Raw genomic sequence first — 15,897 nt, 5'->3', positions numbered from 1 at the left:
GGCCTTGCAGGCTTGTGGGCGTGGTACCCCGACACCGACGCCCACGCCAACCCGGACGCGCACACCTGCGCCCACCGATACGGCAACTCCTTCTCCTTCCACTGCGACACCCACGCCAACCAGTTTGCCCACTGACGGACCAACTGAGACACCCGCCGCGACACCAGAAGCGACTCCCACGCCAACTGCAACCCCTTTCCCACCAGGGCCGCCGAGCAAACTTGGGCTCTTTGTGGGATACAACCACGCTCAGCTTTTCGATCTTCTGCGCACGGGCAACGTGGCATTCGTCAAGACTCTGGAATACGACCGCAATTTTGTCGCCGAGATCAAGCAGGTCTCTCCGGGTACGATCATCGTGGCCCGCTACACGCCCTTTCCCTTGCCCGATCTGGACAGCTGGAATCCCGAAGAGGCGGCTCGCCAGTTTGTGGAGTTGTTGCTGCCCATTGCCACTGAGCCAAGCCGTCTAGAAAACATCGATGCCTGGGAATCCTTCAACGAACCGGTCCCCACCAATCCAGATCAAATGGCCCGGTTGGCGGCATTCGAGGCGGAACGTACCCGTCTATTGGCCGGGGCCGGCATCCGCTCCTGTATTGGCAACTTCAGCACCGGCCATCCTGATCTGCCCCTCTGGCCGGCCTTTTTTCCTGCCTTGCAGGCTGCCAAAGAGCATAACGGCTTCCTGGGCCTGCACGAATACAGCGCTCCTTACATGTGGTTTGGCAGCGGACCCTACCAGTTGCAGGAGGGCGTGGATGAAGGAGATGAGGGCTGGCTCACTCTGCGCTATCGTAAGGTCTACCGGAATTTCCTGCAGCCAGCCGGCCTTGACATTCCGTTGCTCATCACGGAAACCGGAATCGATGGCCAGGTCGGTGGACGCCCCGGCCCCTCAGGTAAGGGCTGGAAGGATTTTGACGACTTTTGGCGAAGCGAGGGTGTCGTCAGTACCACAGTCGAGGGCTACTACGTGGAGCAGTTGGCGTGGTATGACGGTCAGTTGGCCCGCGACGACTATGTGAAGGGAGCTTCCATCTACACCCTTGCCGGACCCCGCGGCTGGGAATCGTTTGAGATTCACGGTCTGTGCGCCGAAATTCTCCAGCAGTATCTGGCAGTCCACCCCGCGCGTTAGTGTTCTGCAGGGATGTTGTTGTGACCGGAGGCGAAATCCTCCAGCTGTTCTTCTATTCCCGGGTTATTGACACTTCGCCACAGTTTTTCAGTTCTTCCACTTGATATTGCAGCCGATGCTGGGAATCTGATCGGCGCTGACAGGGTTGCCAGCCAGTACCGCTTCCAGGGCGGCGCGCATGTCCTGGCCTGTGATCGGCACACCATTGCCTGGCCGGGATCCATCGAGCTGACCGCGATAGACCAGGGCCAGGTCGCCGTCGAAGATATAGAAATCAGGTGTGCAGGCAGCCTGGTAGGCCTCGGCAACCTCCTGGGACTCATCGTAAAGATAGGGGAAGGGGTAGCCAAGGCGTTCGGCGACAGCCTTCATCTTCTCGGGCGAGTCGTCGGGGTGCGTTGTCACATCGTTGGCACTGATTGCCACGAAGGAGACGCCTTTGTCCTGATAGTCGTTGGCAAGGCGAACCAGTTCGCCCTGAACGTGGATGACAAAGGGGCAGTGGTTGCAGATGAACATGACCACCGTCGCGTTGTGAGACTTTTTTTCATCCAGGCTGGTCATATTGCCCGAAACAGTATCAGTTAGGTTGAAATCTGGTGCCTCCGTGCCAAGAGGCAACATGTTGGAAGAGGTTGCAGCCATCGGTGACCTCCGTATGAGATGAGTTTGGTCGGGTTTTTGGCAAATGCTTTCAGTTCAGATGTCATTCTAGTTGATGTGGAGTTCGATGTCAAAAACTGCGACGTTCTGCCACCACCAGGGTATGTTGCCGGGAGTCGGGCTACCTGTCGGCCAGTTCTGCCTGCAGGGCAAGGCGCGCTCGTGCATAGAGATCGAATTGGTCTGTGGGAATCGCTCATTGTTCTTGCTCCCGGGATCATCCTGTGCCATAATGGGATTAACAACCAATGGCGCACCGGAGTTCCAGGAGGAATGAAGAATGATCAGAGTTTCCGCGCAAGACGAAAAGGCCCAGGAGATTGCGTGGCAGGTCTACGACCAGTTGTCGGAAGAGCAGGCGCTGCGCACAACCACGTCCGATATCCTTGTCGAAGCCCAGGAGGGTGTGGTGAGTTTAACTGGCCGGGTTCGCACCAATGCCATAAGTCACCTGGCCCAACGTGTGGGCTCAACGGGTCTCGACGGCTGGATACTGAAAAACAACCTGATCAGTGATGAGGCGCTTGCCTTCGAGCTGGCCGACAGGTTAGCGGCCGACCCGCGTATGGCGGATGACAACGTTCGTGTCGACGTCTTCCTGGGCGTGGCCACGCTGAGGGGCTGGGTACCAGGCCTGGAACAGCGGGATGTCGCCATCGAGATTGCCAGCGCTGTCCCCGGGGTTGTGCGGGTCGATGATCATCTGGCGTCGGTGGCCTGAGCCGGGCCCCTCGTCATTACAACCGCTGCATGAGCAGTTTTCCAGTGCAGGCCCTTTCGACTGAGGGCCTCCCTTCGCGTTGGCGAATAAAGGCAACTACCTGACCGCCTCTCAGAAACTGTTTGAAAGAACTGTTTGAAAAGTCTTGTCCATGGGTTCGACCCTCTTTCAAACAGCTTCTAACACAACGCTAACGATCCACATACGCTTATCTAACAGAAATACACTAACATGGGGGGTGAAATCGTATGGGTCGGCCTGGTAGCAGATAGTTGCCAGGCTTGATCCCAGATCGTTTTTTTGCTGTATTGAAGAGAAAAAACCATCATATAGGAGTGGAGAAAATGACTAAGGTAGTAACTCGTTGGGAGCCTATGCGCGACTTCGTGACGCTTCGGGAGACCATGGATCGCTTTTTAGAAGATAACAACGTGCGGGCCAGTTGGACTGCCCTGGCGCAGCGTCCCGGTATGAATGGCAGCGAGTGGCGCCTTCCTCTCGATGTGTACACCACCGAGGAAGAGATCGTGATCGGCGCCAGCGTACCTGGTGTTTCGGCCGAAAGCGTGGAAATCACCGTAGAGGGCGATGTGCTTTCGATCAAAGGGGAGCTGCCTGCACCGATGGAGAACGTGGATTATCTGATGCGCGAGCGCCACTATGGCAAGTTCAGCCGCAGCCTCACTATCAACGTTCCGGTGGATGCCGACAGCATCGAGGCCACCTTCGAAAACGGTGTGATCACCGTTGTTGTGCCCAAGGCTGAGGAAAGCAAGCCCAAGACCATTAAGGTTCAGGCCAAATAACAGAGCTGATCGGAACATGCAAAACAAAAAACCCCATCACATGCGATGGGGTTTTTTTATGCGATTGAGCACGTTACCCGTCTCGGGTTGGCGGCTGTCGTTCAGGTTCCTCCGCGCCTGTCGTCACTGTTTGAACAAGTCCGCCATCGACTTGCATACAGCGGGCCTGGCGGCGGAACTCCGGAGTGAAATCTTCCCAGTCTGTGGTAGTGACCAGGGCTTGTTGTACGCCGCCCAGGGCCTCGAGCAAAGCAGCGCGCCGATCGCGATCGAGTTCCGACATCACGTCATCCAGCAGCAGAATGGGTGGTGTTGTCAGGGCGCGCTGCATGACGGCGACCTCAGCCAGCTTGACCGACAGCGTTGCCGTGCGCTGCTGTCCCCGGCTGCCATAGGTTCGAAGGTCACGACCTTCGACAAGAAACTGGATGTCATCCCGGTGAGGCCCGGTCAGCGACATGCCGGCTGCGATCTCGCGCTGGCGATTCTGTTCCAGGGCTTGTCTGAACAGGTCGGAGATCGACGAGGGGCCGGCCGATTGATAGGGAAATGCGGATGGTTCGCTCAAAAAGGGTGGATCGTCGCTGTCTATCTCATCCCTTTCCGAGAGGTCACTTTCCTCAAGGGCCAGACTGGGTTTGTAATCCACATGGAGGCGCTCACGACCTTCGGTCAGCGACAGGTGCCGTTGGCTAGCCTCGAATTCCAGATCGGCCAGGAAGCTGGCCCGCCGCGCCATGACCAGGTCGCCATGTTCGATCAGCTGGTCATCCCAGAAGGTCAGTTGGTCTCGCGATCCCTGGCGTTGCCTCAGATCCTTTAGAAGGGCATTGCGCTGCTGAACTACCCGGCCGTAGGCGCTCAACGCCCGGCAGTAATCCCGTTGCATCTGGCAAAGGGCGATGTCCATGTAGCGCCTGCGGTTGCTGGGAGATCCGGCGATCAACTGGATGTCATGAGGCAGGAACAGAACGACGGGCATTTGCCCGATCAGGTCGATGGCTCGCCGCGGCGAGCCATTGATGCGCACTTCTTTGCGCAAGCGCGGGCCGTTGGCGCTTGAGTTGGCATTTTGCACCAGAACGATCTCGATCTTGTCCCGACGTCCGCCGCCTTCGATTTCCCCAACGATGCGCGCAAAAGGCAGGGGCTGCTCCCATGCCAACCAGTTAACCAGTTCTCGTTCCGCTGTCGACAACAACGAGCGGGATGTGGAAAGATAGGCTATCGCCTCGAGGAAACCGGTTTTGCCCTGCGCGTTAAGGCCCTGCAACAGGGTGATCCCATCGGACAGGTCGAGTTCCAGGCGACTGTAGTTGCGGAAGTTAGTCAGAGAGAGATGAGCTAGATACACGGGAAAGGCTCAACAAAAACGCCAGGCATGGTGACCTGGCGTGAAGGAAAGCTTCTTCGATCAGAATGGCGGTTCTCGGCTGAGTTAACCGCTGATATGCATGGGCATGACGACACAGGTGAACTCTTCAGGACCCACACCCACGGGACGGATCACCCCGGGCGCGCTGGCTCTGGTAGTCTCAAGAGCGATCTCGGGTTCTTCGATGGCGTTGAGAACTTCGATCATGTAACGTGCGTTGAAGGCTATTTCCGACTCGCCGCCCTCGACCAGGGCATCCAACTCCGCCACATTGTCACCTGATTCGGCGGAGGTTGCAGTCAGGGTAAGAGTTCCCGGCTGACCGTTCACACCGGGTGCAACCTGAAAGCGTACGATGTGCAAACTATCGCGGGCGAAGATATTGGCGACTCGCAGAGCCTTCAATAGGCTACCCGTGTCCACCACAGTGCGGGTAGCGAATGTTTTAGGAATGATGGCCTCGTATTTGGGGAAACTGAGTTCAATCAGAGACGAAACCATGTCTACATCCGGCAGATGGAAGAGAACCTGGTTGTGGGTATCCGCCAGGTAGATGTCCACCATCTGTTCATCCTCACTGGCAGGCAACAGGCCGATTACCCGTTGTAACTCTGTAAGCGCACGCGCCGGGATGACCATCTCGATCGGTTCTGCGGGGGGATTCTCCAGAATGGTGCTGCGTATCGCCAGACGGAAGCCGTCGGTAGCTGCCATGGTCAAACGCTCGCCATCGAACCGGGCATTTACGCCGGTCAGACTGGGGCGACTTTCGTCCTTGGCGGCGGCAAAAGCAACCTGATTGATCATCTGGCCCATCGTCGAAACCGGGATACTTGTGATATGGAAGCCCTGGTTGCCAATGCCTTCGCCGCTATCATCCGATGCTGTCAATAAAATGGGAAATTCGCTGGCGTCAATCCCCTTGACATTGGTATCAAAGCGAGCGCACTTCAGATTGAGAGTCAGTGTGCGCACGCTGAGATTCATATCGATTAATTCAGGTGGCAGCTGGTTTACGAAGTCGGAAAGCAGGCGAGCGGGCACTGTGATCGTGCCTTCGTCTTCGACCTTGGCCCCGATCCAGCAGGTAATACCAATCTCCCGGTCGGTGGCGGCCAGGCGCAGACGACCATCATCTGTTGCTATCAGGATATTGCCCAGAATGGGCCACGAACTACGGGGTACCACCGCCCGGCCTACCATGGAAAGGCCTCGGGCCAGGTTTTCTTGGAGACAGGAAACTTGCACCGCTCAACCTCCGAACAAAAATCAAATTGTCACCACGATCTTACAGTGGACGAAGTTGCCGAAGTATACCACCGAATAGTCGTTTGTGCCAGTCGGGGCATTACTGGCACTGCTTTGTCGATTTGCCGCGGAGAGGGTACAATGTCACTTCAATGAAGACCGTCCTTGTCCATGACTGGTTGAATCAAATAGGCGGTGCAGAAAACGTTTTAGAGACGCTGGTGGAGATGTTTCCCGAGGCGCAGGTGTATACCAGCATCTACGCTGCCGACCGAATGCCCGAGAGCTATCGGGAGTGGGAGATTCGCACCAGCACCATGCAACATCTGCCGCTGGTTGCCAGTCACCACCAGGCCTACCTGCCTTTTTATCCGCTTGCCTTCGAGCAGTTCGACTTCACCGGTTATGACCTGGTGCTGAGCAACAAGTCGGCCTTCTGTCACGGGGTTGTTACCCCACCGGAAACGCTTCATATCTGTTACTGTTTGACGCCAACGCGCTTCCTGTGGATGTACGACTCCTACCGAGCCCGAGAGGGACTCGGCGCTGTGACTGATCTGGTCCTGCGCCCCCTTTTATCCCGATTGAGGCTCTGGGATCGACTGGCCGCCGACCGGGTAGATCACTTTGTCGCCATCAGCCGGGTCGTCCAGCAACGAATAAGGACCTATTATCGCCGGGATAGTGACATCATCTACCCTCCCGTTGATGTGGAGCGCTTTACACCTTCTGACCGCTCGCCCGGCGACTACTATCTGGCTGGCGGGCGCCTGATTCCATATAAGCGGGTCGATCTGGCCGTCGATGCCTTCAATGAACTGGGTTTGCCTTTGATCGTTTTTGGTGATGGGCGTGACCGAGCCGAGCTGGAGTCCAGAGCGGCATCCAACATCACCTTCCTTGGCAGGGTCTCCTGGGACACGTTGGCGGATCTGTTCCAGCATTGCCAGGCATTTGTTTTTCCTGGCCTTGAGGATTTTGGAATCGCTCCAGTGGAGGCCCAGGCAGCCGGCCGGCCGGTTATTGCCTATGCCGGTGGCGGTGCCCTTGACACCGTCATCCCTGGCAAGACCGGCGTGCTATTTTTTGAACAGACCGCGGAGACGCTTGCCGAGACTGTGCGATCATTCGATGTCGTTTCGATCTCTCCAGGAGATTGTCGCGAGAATGCTGAACGGTTTTCCCAGGAGCGCTTCCGCCTTGAACTGATGAACTATGTTGAGGCCAGGCTCGTGGAACACCAGGCCGGCATCTCTTTCCGAACTCACTGGGCATAGAGCCTATGGAACTGCGTCAATATTGGACCATTATCCGTCGCTGGTGGTGGATTCCCGCCCTTCTGATGGGCCTGGTGCTGGTCTTTTCGCTGCTTACGCAGCGCCCCTGGCAGGCCAGTCCGCCTCAATATGTAACCTCGTTGAGCCTCAGCGTCGGTTTTGAGCCTGAGAAACCGGCCGATGGCGAGGAGAACTACTATACGGCTCTTGCTTCGGAGTATCTGATCGACGACATGGCTGAGGTCGTTCGGGGCAGCGAATTTGCTGCTGCCGTCAGCCAGCGCCTGGCGGTCCAGGGGATCAACGTGCCCCCGGGTGCCATTCAAGGCTCTACTCAGGCAGGTAAACTGCATCGCATCCTGAATGTGGGTATAACCTGGGGAAATCCTGATGAGTTGCCTGACATCGTCAACGCGGTGATCGAAACTATCGAGGAAGAGGCAGCTGATTTCATGCCGCGTCTGTTCGCCCAAAATGGTGCTGCCTATTTGATCAATCGGGGTGGCATCGGCGAGGTAGGGCCTGGTCTCAGTGATCGTCTTGACCTGCCTTTGCGCCTGCTGATTGCTCTCGCTGCCGGCATCGCGTTGGCCTTCCTGGTAGATTATCTGGATGATCGCGTCCGGGATGAAAGTGACGTGGAAAGTTTAGGGTTACCTGTGATCGCCGAAATACCCAAGCACCGCTCCGGCGGCTAAGCAGCCGATAGCGGCACCAGGGCGAATTTGAGCTTGATCGGGATTGTGGTAGAATCCCGCCCGTTGCTCAAAACGGAGAACCGACCATGGAAATTCGTGATTACCTGGAAATATTGCGAAAGCGCGGCTGGATTATTATCGTGCTATCACTGTTGGCGGGGGCTGCTGCATTTGGTATCAGTCAGGTTCAGATCAAAACCTACAAGGCCAAAGTGTCGGTCAGTGTGGTGCCTGCCCGTCCCGATTGGGGATTGGGCAATATCTCCAAGGACTTGATGCGCAATTTTGCCGTCAACATCAAGACCCACAAGACCGCTCGCCGTGTTATCGACCGCGCCCAGCTCGATCTGTCTACCTACGATTTGCTCTCCAAAGTTGAGGTCAATCCGGTTGGTGATCAGTTCCTTATCGAGATTACGGCCGAGGATCAGGAACCGGCAGTGGCGACAAATATCGCGCTGGCGTTCGCCAATGAGTTTGTGGACGAGCGCAATGCCTACTATCAACAACAGGACAAACAGGATCGCATCGAGGTGAAGTTGGTTGACGATATCATCGATGCGCCGCTGTTTAAGCCCAAACCGTTGCTCAATGCTATTGCCGGCGCCGTGTTGGGCGCCTTGCTGGGACTCTTGATTGTTTTCGGCCTGGAGTGGCTTGAGGCAGATATTTTGCGCACGCCGTCGGCAGTGGAACGGACCCTGGAGCTGAACGTGTTGGGCACGATTCCTGCCGAGCAGGGCTAGGCGGCCAGGGCAAGCCAGCGGGGAACGCGAGGCAGCAGTACCGCCACACCCGCGACAACAGCTCAATCGTGACCAGGAGACACTGAAATGGCAGTGGAACAGGATTTAACCGGCACCCTGGGCGCAAATCTATGGGTGATCCAACGGCAGGTCGATGGATTGACCGACGAGGATAGCTACCTGCAACCACCCTTTTCCGGGAACTGTCTAAACTGGGTTCTTGGCCATATCGTCGTTGGCCGCAATCGAATGTTGGTGCTATTGGAACAGGAGCCATTGTGGGGTGATGCGGAAACGGCACTCTATCAGACTGGTTCGGAGCCGATCGTCGTTGGTGGCGGCGCACTTTCCCTTGCCACGTTGTTGGAGACGCTGGAGCGTTCCCAGGAATTGATTGCCGTTTCCTTGGGCCAGGCCAGCGAAGCACAGCTTGCCGAAATTGTGCCTTTCCGTGGTCGGGAAAGCAGCATAAGTGATGCTATTGCCGGTCTGGCTTGGCATGAAACCTATCACACAGGCCAGACGGAACTGCTGCGCCAACTGGCGGGCAAGAACGACAAAGTGATTTGATCCCATGACAAAACAACTCATCACGCTAACTTCACCTGGTTCAGCGGCGGCTGAAGCCTATCGCCAGTTATATATCAACCTTGCCTTCTCCAATGGAGGGCAGGGGTCGCACAAGTTTCTGATCACCTCATCCACGGCCAGCGAGGACAAATCCCTTGTCCTGGCAAACCTGGCCGTGGTGGCTGCCCAGATGGGCCAGAAGGTGGTCGTTATGGATGCCGATTTGCGCCAACCGCAACAGCATCAGCTCTTTGGTCTTTCCAATGACCTGGGCGTGAGCGGTGTTGTAGAGGGCAAGGCTGACACTGCGGACGTGCTTAAGACGGTTCCTGACGTCGCCGACTTGCGCGTATTGACCAGTGGCCCGCAGCTTGCAACCCCTTCCCAGGTCTTGGCCTCCCGTCGCATGGAGGACCTGATTGCGGAACTGTCGACACTGGCCGACCTGGTTCTGATCGATGTCCCCCCTGTGCTGGTTGTTTCGGATGCATCAGTCCTGGCCTCCAAGGTCGATGGCGTACTGCTGGTGGTCAAGGCTGGTCAGACCAAACGGGATCAGGCGCGGCGGGCAAAGGAACACCTGGAAAAGGTAGGCGCAAACATTATCGGCGTTGTGCTCGATAATGTGACCGCCGATGCTGCACTGCAAGGATATGACCAATGAAGGGCTTGATTCTAAGTGGAGGCAAGGGCTCCCGGCTCTACCCATTGACCTATACGAGTGCCAAACAATTGGTCCCGGTGGCCAATAAGCCGGTACTGTTCCGGGTGATTGAGTCCATTCGGGATGCGGGTATCACCGATATTGGAATCGTGGTAGGGGTGGACGACAACGCCCGGCAGATTCGTGAGGCCGTCGGACGCGGTGGGCGCTGGGATGTCAATGTGACCTTTATTCCCCAGGAAGCGCCGCTGGGTCTGGCCCACGCTGTCAAGATCAGCCAGGATTTTCTGGCAGACGATCGTTTCGTTATGTTTCTTGGAGACAATGTCATCGAGGGTGGGATCAGTGAGTTGATTCGTCAGTTTGAGCACAGTATCTGGAATAGCCAGATTGTGCTGACCAGGGTAGAACAGCCGGAGCAATATGGCGTGGCCGAGCTGTCCGACGACGGTACCATCAAACGTCTGATCGAAAAGCCCAAGGAACCCCAGAGCGATCTGGCTCTGGTTGGAATTTACATGTTCGATCACCATGTTTTCGAGGCTGTTGACGCCATTGAGCCTTCCTGGCGCGGGGAGTTAGAGATCACCGATGCCATTCAGTGGTTGGTGGATCAAGGCCATGCCGTGCATCCCTATGTCCACAGGGGATGGTGGATCGACACCGGTCGCCCTGATGATATGCTCAATGCCAACGACAAAGTGCTGGAAGAACTGGATCACCAGATCCGAGGCTTTGTCAGCAAAGACAGCCAGGTAAACGACAACGTGACGATTGAGGATGGCGCCGAGATCATCAACAGCGTCGTGCGAGGGCCTGCGATCATTGGCAAGAACACTCGCATCGTCAATTCCTACGTCGGGCCTTTCACCTCAATCTACCACCACTGTTTGATTGAGGATAGTGAAATCGAACATTCCATCGTTCTGGAACACTCTCGAATTCAGGGTATTCCGGTGCGGATCGCCGACAGTCTCATTGGCAGGCACGTGGCGCTGAATCGCTCGCCCTTCAAGCCCAAAGCATACAAGCTGACCCTTGGCGATCACAGTCAGGTCGGCATTCTGTAATTTCAAGCCAGAAACCTGGTGGCTCCAGGCATCCTGATCAACACCGGGGGGTCGGCCCTTACCGTTCAACGGCGTTGGGGCGCGAGAAGCCGGGTTTCTTTCATGTCCATATCGCGGAGTTTGAGTTGCCAAGTTCCCTTCCCGCCCTGGTTGCAGGCATTTTGCAGAGCAACCAGGCGTGGCGCATTCGCTCAGCAGCTGAATATATCGAGAAGGCGCCCATTGTTCCAGCTTATCTGATCGATGGGGAGTTGCCTTTGGATGAACTTCCAGGACGAGCGGTTCAGGTGGTTCATGAATTGGTTCAGAAACTGAGTCGTCTCGGGGATGCCTATGGCAACTGGCCTTTGTTTGAAGCAGCGCCCTATTTCGATCTGTATCCCGCTCACATGCGTGATTTCTGCCGGGTAGAGGAAACGAGCCATGTGGTCCGGGTTCGTCTGTATGCCGACCTTCTGCTTCCTGTCTTTCGTGCCGCAGAGCGCTTTTGGGTCCATTCTTTCCTGCCTGCCTATCATGCGGGAGTTGGAAACATACAGGATGCCTTTTGGCATCACTTCGTCCATGAAACCACGCCGCGTATGGTAACACTGTTGAACGACGCGCAGAGGGCGATCCAGAAGACGCTGAATCTGTTAACAGATGAGATCGATGTGCTGGGAGCCCTGGGAGGCCTGGAGGAACGAATCCAGCATCGTCCTTCCCCTTGCTTCCAACTTGCACCCGGTATGGCGCAGGCTTTGCAGCGGCTTCCTCGAGAGATGCCAACCTTGACGCTGGATGTGATCTACAGGCGCCCGAGTAAGATTGCTCCCGGTCGAAGCGTTTGGCTGGAGAGCATTACCGGACAGGCTCAGCACTCATGAGGAAAAAGGAGACAAAGGATCATGCGTAACATCATGATTACAGGTGGTGCCGGGTTCATCGGCTCCAATTTCGTGCGTTATCTGCTGGACAAGTATCCCGACTACCAGGTGTTGGTCTTCGATAAGTTGACCTATGCCGGCAATCTGGACAACCTGTTGGACGTGAAGAACGACCCTCGATACAGCTTCGTGCAAGCTGACATCTGCGACGCCGACGCCGTCGATCAAGCCATGCAAACTTACAGCATCGACACGATCGTCAACTTCGCGGCGGCCACCCATGTGGATCGCTCTTTGATGGAGCCTGACGAATTCCTGAAAACAGACGTATTCGGTACGTATGTCCTGCTGGAAGCGGCACGCAAGTTCAATGTAGGGCGCTATCATCAGATCAGTACCGATGAGGTATATGGCCAGATTCTGGAAGGTCGTTCGACCGAGGAAGATCCCCTTCACACCCGCAGTCCTTATTCAGCCAGTAAGGCGGGCGGTGATCTGATGTGTCTGGCCTATTACACCAGTTTCGGAACGCCGGTAACCCTTACCCGCGGGTCGAACAACGTGGGTCCATACCAGTATCCGGAAAAAGTCGTGCCCCTCTTCACCACCAATGCGATCGACGATCTGCCCTTGCCCCTCTATGGCGACGGCAGGCAAATGCGCGACTACCAGTTTGTCTTTGACCACTGCGAGGGGGTCAACCTGGTACTCCACCGCGGACAGATTGGTGAAATCTATAACGTAGGAACGGGCAGTGAGATGCGCAACATCGACATGGCCCATCTTATCCTGGATACCCTGGGAAAACCCTATAGCCTTCTCCAACCGGTCACCGATCGGCCCGGACATGATCGGCGTTATGCCCTGGATGTAAAAAAGTTGGAGGAATTAGGTTGGGAAAGTCGCCACACCTGCGAGGAAGCTATCATCAATACGGTGACCTGGTACAGGGAGAATGAATGGTGGTGGCGCAAGATCAAGAGCGGCGACCACTACAAGGAATACTATAAACGCCAGTACGCAGGAAGAGAAGTAAAATAAAGCACCAGTCACTCCCTGAAAATCAAATCGTGTATGTCCCAAACCAGTTCGCCAGAACACCAACTCTGGTTGCCCAGGACAACCAGCTCCAGATCCTGTAGCGGATAATAATACACCCGGCAACTTACCCCATCCTCTTCCCCGGTGTGTCCCCACCGCACGATTCGATCATCGTCGTCGAGCAGGAACATGTTGCCAAAGCCGTAGCGCCATTGGTAACCCCGCTGTTTCCCTTCAAACTGGACCACGTGGGGGGATGATATCTTTTCGGTCAACTCCGGGGACAGCAACTGTCCGTTGCGAAGCGCCGACAGGAAGCGGCTCAAATCATCCAGGGTTGAGGTTGCACCACCATCGGCGGCAGCCTCAACGGTTGTTGAGTAGATGTTCTTTTTCCAGCCGATGACCTGGCCCTTATCATCGGTGAGGGGAATGTAGCCCTCAGCCACCTCCGGATCAACCCCATCCAGAGCAAAAAAACCACTTCGCGACATGCCCGCTCTTTCGAAAACATTGCGACGGACGTAGTCGAAGTAATCCATGCCTGAGAGTCGTTCGATCAGCAGTCCCAGGAGAATATAACCGGCGCCGTTGTATTGGTGCTTCACGCCAACAGGCCTCAAGGGTGTCTCGTTCTGGAAGAGGGACAGATAATCCCGGTTGTGCCGGAACAAATAGATGGGATACTCGCGGCACAGGGCATCCCAGGCGGCAGCCCAGTCGGGCGCATCCTCATCAAACCAATCGGCGATGCCAGAGGTCATGGTGAGCATGTGGAAGACTGTGGCCTTGGCGGGTATCGTCGTGTTCTGCAGGCCCAGCGTCTCGATGACACTGCTATGAAGGGAAAGCATTTTTTGTTCGACAAGTTGCAGGACAGCCACCGCGGTGAACAACTTGCCGATGGAAGCGAGTCTGAACCGGGTGTCTACCTGGTTTGCTACCGACCATGGTCGGTGAGCCCAGCCATAAGCATCCCGGACCAGATCCTGTCCTCCGTGCCGGATCAGCATTGCGCCGGAAAACTGTTGCTGACGTACCTTATCCTCCACCAGCGCTCGCAGCGCGTTTTCGATGGTCATGCGCATCCTCAATGATCTGAATAGTGAAAAGCCGAAATGTCATTGCGAGACCCATTATCGATTGTTCGAATAGCTGAATCTCCGACTGGGGTCGAAGCAATCTCGAACCGATTCCGTGGGAGAGACCTGGTAGTTGCGCCTACAGAGAGAGATTGCCACGTCGATCTCGCTCGATGGAAAGCAGGGCACGCTTTCCATGGTAGACAGGCTCGATCTCCTCGCAATGACTCTCAGAAATCTAGCTCAACTGAGACACTCAACCCTCGATCAGATCAAGCACCTGGGGCAACAGCGCCTGCGTCGTAGACAGCCCCTCGTCGGCGTAGATCGTTTCGTTTCCCTGCCAGTCGCCAAAGTAGCCGCCTGCCTCGCGCAGGATTGGTGGAAAGGGCCCGCAGTCCCAGGCATTCATGATGGGATCAAGCATCAGTTCGACCCGGCCCGTGGCTACCAGGCTATGACCGTAGGCATCACCCCAACCCGCGCGGACATAGACGGTATTCGATAGGCGCTGCCATTCGTCCTGTCGGCCGTACTGTGCAAAGCTGCCCACATCGCTGAAGGCGGAAAAAGCCCTGTCAAGCGAATCCAGCCGGGAGACCCGGGCGCGGCGGCCATTCCACCAGCACCCCAGTCCCGATGCGGCATAGACCATGTCATCCAGGGCCGGAAAATAGGCCACACCAACCTCGACCGTTGCCTCGATTTCCAGGCCGATCAGGACAGCGTAGAGGGGCACGCCCCGGATAAACGACTTGGTACCGTCGATTGGATCGATAAACCAGCGAAAGGCCGCCCCGTCTGCCTCTTTGACACCAAATTCCTCACCGATGATCGCGTGACCCGGGTATCGCTCTTCGATGCGGCTGCGAATCAACGCTTCAGCCTCGCGATCGGCAATGGTTACCGGCGAGTCATCCGCCTTGAAGTCAGGACGAACGCCAGCCTGGAAATGGCCCAACGTAAGTTTTCCCGCCAGGTAGGCTGTTTCCGTGGCAAAATCAAGATAGGATTGCAGTGACATGATGATTTCCGTTCATTGAGATGATACCAGCCATGAATAGACGTGGCGCAGATCCCCCGTGGATGCCACTGCCTCCGGGATTTCGATCCCATCATGCTGCCGGGTTGCATCGAGGAACTGATCGAAGGTGAGATCTGTATCCTTCAAAGCACTTGCCTCGCCACCTTCGCCGTTTCGCCCGTGGCAGCCCTGGCAAGGCAGGAAGAATCCATGGTAGAGCGCCTCACCCATGGCTGTGCGACGCAGCGGGCCGCCAATAGATCGGTCCGACGAGGGCACAATGCTCTCATCAGGCTCCGGTTCGACGCTAAGTTCAAAGGCCATCCAGGGATCGTCTGCCATACCTGTCAGGAAGACATACTGGCCTGAAATGCCTGCGGGGCTGGTGTTGAAGCGCACCACGCTTTCCACACTGTTTTCGTCGATCAGCCATCCTTCGTATTCCTGGCCCTCCAGGGGATCCAGGTTGGTAACCCAAGTGTCCAGTTGCTTTGCCTCCAGGTCCAGGATGACCAGCCCGACGCTATTCGTTTTTCCCACGTTACACTCTGAATCGCAGATCAGGTCGGCGGCCAGTACGGGAACCGGTTCCCGGAGATCAAAAGAGATCGCCGACGAAGCGGGCATCCGGGGGAAGGTGGTCTCAGATGGTGTTGGCAGGGGAGACTGTGGGGCCGTCGGCGTAGGCAGGGAAGACTGTGGTGCTGTTGGTGTTGGCAGGGGTGATACCTGTTCACTGGCCGGGGCGCGGGCTGCTGCCCCTGAGGTTGCCCTCGGCAAGGGAGTGGTCGGGGGGAGTGGGCGCGGTGTTTTTGTGGGAGTTGGCTCGGCTCTACCCCCGCAGCCCGCCAGCAGTGCTGTGATGATGACCGCAATGATCGCTGTCCGGACCTGTTTTTTCATAC

General features: G+C 56.4%; 17 protein-coding genes. 11 read left to right on the top strand and 6 right to left on the bottom strand.

From position 1 onward, the window contains the following. Window positions 1-1,141, top strand: a 1,141-nt coding sequence (locus U9R25_13745; protein ID MEA3336970.1) for a hypothetical protein, incomplete at its 5' end; no start/stop codon positions are given. Between the two features lie 87 nt (window positions 1,142-1,228). Here the strand turns inward: U9R25_13745 and U9R25_13740 are convergent. Next, window positions 1,229-1,786, bottom strand: a complete 558-nt coding sequence (locus tag U9R25_13740; GenBank protein MEA3336969.1) for a thioredoxin family protein — start codon at window positions 1,784-1,786, stop codon at window positions 1,229-1,231. Between the two features lie 298 nt (window positions 1,787-2,084). On the opposite strand from U9R25_13740, the gene U9R25_13735 reads away from it, so the two are divergent. Next, window positions 2,085-2,525, top strand: coding sequence for a BON domain-containing protein (locus U9R25_13735; GenBank protein ID MEA3336968.1), 441 nt, complete (start codon window positions 2,085-2,087; stop codon window positions 2,523-2,525). A 344-nt stretch (window positions 2,526-2,869) separates the two neighbouring features. Beyond that, entirely contained in the window at window positions 2,870-3,331 is a 462-nt protein-coding gene (locus U9R25_13730) for an Hsp20/alpha crystallin family protein (protein MEA3336967.1), read from the top strand. A 73-nt stretch (window positions 3,332-3,404) separates the two neighbouring features. Here the strand turns inward: U9R25_13730 and U9R25_13725 are convergent, their stop codons facing one another. Continuing rightward, the gene (locus U9R25_13725) at window positions 3,405-4,685 is read right to left on the bottom strand and encodes a DNA replication/repair protein RecF (protein ID MEA3336966.1); all 1,281 of its coding nucleotides are present in this window, start codon (window positions 4,683-4,685) and stop codon (window positions 3,405-3,407) included. An 84-nt stretch (window positions 4,686-4,769) separates the two neighbouring features. Beyond that, window positions 4,770-5,954: a DNA polymerase III subunit beta gene (dnaN, locus tag U9R25_13720; protein MEA3336965.1), complete on the bottom strand. Its 1,185-nt coding sequence runs from the start codon at window positions 5,952-5,954 to the stop codon at window positions 4,770-4,772. A 152-nt stretch (window positions 5,955-6,106) separates the two neighbouring features. On the opposite strand from dnaN, the gene U9R25_13715 reads away from it, so the two are divergent. From U9R25_13715 to rfbB, 8 genes are all read left to right on the top strand, one after another. Then, complete coding sequence (locus U9R25_13715; GenBank protein MEA3336964.1) at window positions 6,107-7,231, top strand: glycosyltransferase; 1,125 nt, start codon at window positions 6,107-6,109, stop codon at window positions 7,229-7,231. A gap of 5 nt (window positions 7,232-7,236) precedes the next feature. Next, complete coding sequence (locus tag U9R25_13710; protein MEA3336963.1) at window positions 7,237-7,929, top strand: hypothetical protein; 693 nt, start codon at window positions 7,237-7,239, stop codon at window positions 7,927-7,929. Window positions 7,930-8,015: 86 nt separating this feature from the next. Beyond that, a complete protein-coding gene (locus U9R25_13705; protein MEA3336962.1) occupies window positions 8,016-8,675 on the top strand; it encodes a hypothetical protein in 660 nt (219 codons plus the stop codon). 87 nt (window positions 8,676-8,762) lie between these two features. Next, the gene (locus tag U9R25_13700) at window positions 8,763-9,245 is read left to right on the top strand and encodes a DinB family protein (protein MEA3336961.1); all 483 of its coding nucleotides are present in this window, start codon (window positions 8,763-8,765) and stop codon (window positions 9,243-9,245) included. A gap of 4 nt (window positions 9,246-9,249) precedes the next feature. After that, complete coding sequence (locus U9R25_13695) at window positions 9,250-9,909, top strand: CpsD/CapB family tyrosine-protein kinase (GenBank protein MEA3336960.1); 660 nt, start codon at window positions 9,250-9,252, stop codon at window positions 9,907-9,909. Next, window positions 9,906-10,979, top strand: coding sequence for a glucose-1-phosphate thymidylyltransferase (locus tag U9R25_13690; GenBank protein MEA3336959.1), 1,074 nt, complete (start codon window positions 9,906-9,908; stop codon window positions 10,977-10,979). Before U9R25_13695 ends, U9R25_13690 begins: the two co-directional genes overlap by 4 nt. A gap of 125 nt (window positions 10,980-11,104) precedes the next feature. Beyond that, a complete protein-coding gene (locus U9R25_13685) occupies window positions 11,105-11,845 on the top strand; it encodes a hypothetical protein (GenBank protein ID MEA3336958.1) in 741 nt (246 codons plus the stop codon). A 21-nt stretch (window positions 11,846-11,866) separates the two neighbouring features. Continuing rightward, the gene (gene rfbB / locus U9R25_13680) at window positions 11,867-12,886 is read left to right on the top strand and encodes a dTDP-glucose 4,6-dehydratase (GenBank protein MEA3336957.1); all 1,020 of its coding nucleotides are present in this window, start codon (window positions 11,867-11,869) and stop codon (window positions 12,884-12,886) included. Window positions 12,887-12,894: 8 nt separating this feature from the next. On the opposite strand, the gene U9R25_13675 is transcribed toward rfbB, so the two are convergent. The 3 genes from U9R25_13675 to U9R25_13665 all read right to left on the bottom strand — a co-directional run bounded on the left by U9R25_13675 (window position 12,895) and on the right by U9R25_13665 (window position 15,895). Continuing rightward, on the bottom strand, window positions 12,895-13,968 hold the full coding sequence (locus tag U9R25_13675; GenBank protein MEA3336956.1) for a serine hydrolase domain-containing protein: 1,074 nt from the start codon (window positions 13,966-13,968) through the stop codon (window positions 12,895-12,897). A gap of 256 nt (window positions 13,969-14,224) precedes the next feature. Further along, on the bottom strand, window positions 14,225-14,992 hold the full coding sequence (locus U9R25_13670; GenBank protein ID MEA3336955.1) for an inositol monophosphatase family protein: 768 nt from the start codon (window positions 14,990-14,992) through the stop codon (window positions 14,225-14,227). A 12-nt stretch (window positions 14,993-15,004) separates the two neighbouring features. Further along, a complete protein-coding gene (locus U9R25_13665) occupies window positions 15,005-15,895 on the bottom strand; it encodes a hypothetical protein (GenBank protein MEA3336954.1) in 891 nt (296 codons plus the stop codon). Window positions 15,896-15,897 lie beyond the last annotated feature (2 nt).

This window comes from Chloroflexota bacterium (assembly GCA_034717495.1).
Taxonomy (GTDB): domain Bacteria; phylum Chloroflexota; class Anaerolineae; order JAAEKA01; family JAAEKA01; genus JAYELL01.
Note: the sequence above shows the minus strand (reverse complement) of the source record. Positions and strands in the feature narration are given on the sequence as shown.

What these genes read in the sequence shown, in the direction of transcription:
- U9R25_13705 (MEA3336962.1), top strand. Translation starts at nt 8,016, where the DNA reads ATGGAAATTCGTGATTACCTGGAAATATTGCGAAAGCGCGGCTGGATT.
- U9R25_13730 (MEA3336967.1), top strand. Translation starts at nt 2,870, where the DNA reads ATGACTAAGGTAGTAACTCGTTGGGAGCCTATGCGCGACTTCGTGACG.
- U9R25_13665 (MEA3336954.1), bottom strand. Translation starts at nt 15,895, where the DNA reads ATGAAAAAACAGGTCCGGACAGCGATCATTGCGGTCATCATCACAGCA.
- U9R25_13670 (MEA3336955.1), bottom strand. Translation starts at nt 14,992, where the DNA reads ATGTCACTGCAATCCTATCTTGATTTTGCCACGGAAACAGCCTACCTG.
- rfbB (MEA3336957.1), top strand. Translation starts at nt 11,867, where the DNA reads ATGCGTAACATCATGATTACAGGTGGTGCCGGGTTCATCGGCTCCAAT.
- U9R25_13675 (MEA3336956.1), bottom strand. Translation starts at nt 13,968, where the DNA reads ATGACCATCGAAAACGCGCTGCGAGCGCTGGTGGAGGATAAGGTACGT.
- U9R25_13715 (MEA3336964.1), top strand. Translation starts at nt 6,107, where the DNA reads ATGAAGACCGTCCTTGTCCATGACTGGTTGAATCAAATAGGCGGTGCA.
- U9R25_13710 (MEA3336963.1), top strand. Translation starts at nt 7,237, where the DNA reads ATGGAACTGCGTCAATATTGGACCATTATCCGTCGCTGGTGGTGGATT.
- U9R25_13735 (MEA3336968.1), top strand. Translation starts at nt 2,085, where the DNA reads ATGATCAGAGTTTCCGCGCAAGACGAAAAGGCCCAGGAGATTGCGTGG.
- U9R25_13690 (MEA3336959.1), top strand. Translation starts at nt 9,906, where the DNA reads ATGAAGGGCTTGATTCTAAGTGGAGGCAAGGGCTCCCGGCTCTACCCA.
- U9R25_13740 (MEA3336969.1), bottom strand. Translation starts at nt 1,786, where the DNA reads ATGGCTGCAACCTCTTCCAACATGTTGCCTCTTGGCACGGAGGCACCA.
- U9R25_13700 (MEA3336961.1), top strand. Translation starts at nt 8,763, where the DNA reads ATGGCAGTGGAACAGGATTTAACCGGCACCCTGGGCGCAAATCTATGG.
- U9R25_13695 (MEA3336960.1), top strand. Translation starts at nt 9,250, where the DNA reads ATGACAAAACAACTCATCACGCTAACTTCACCTGGTTCAGCGGCGGCT.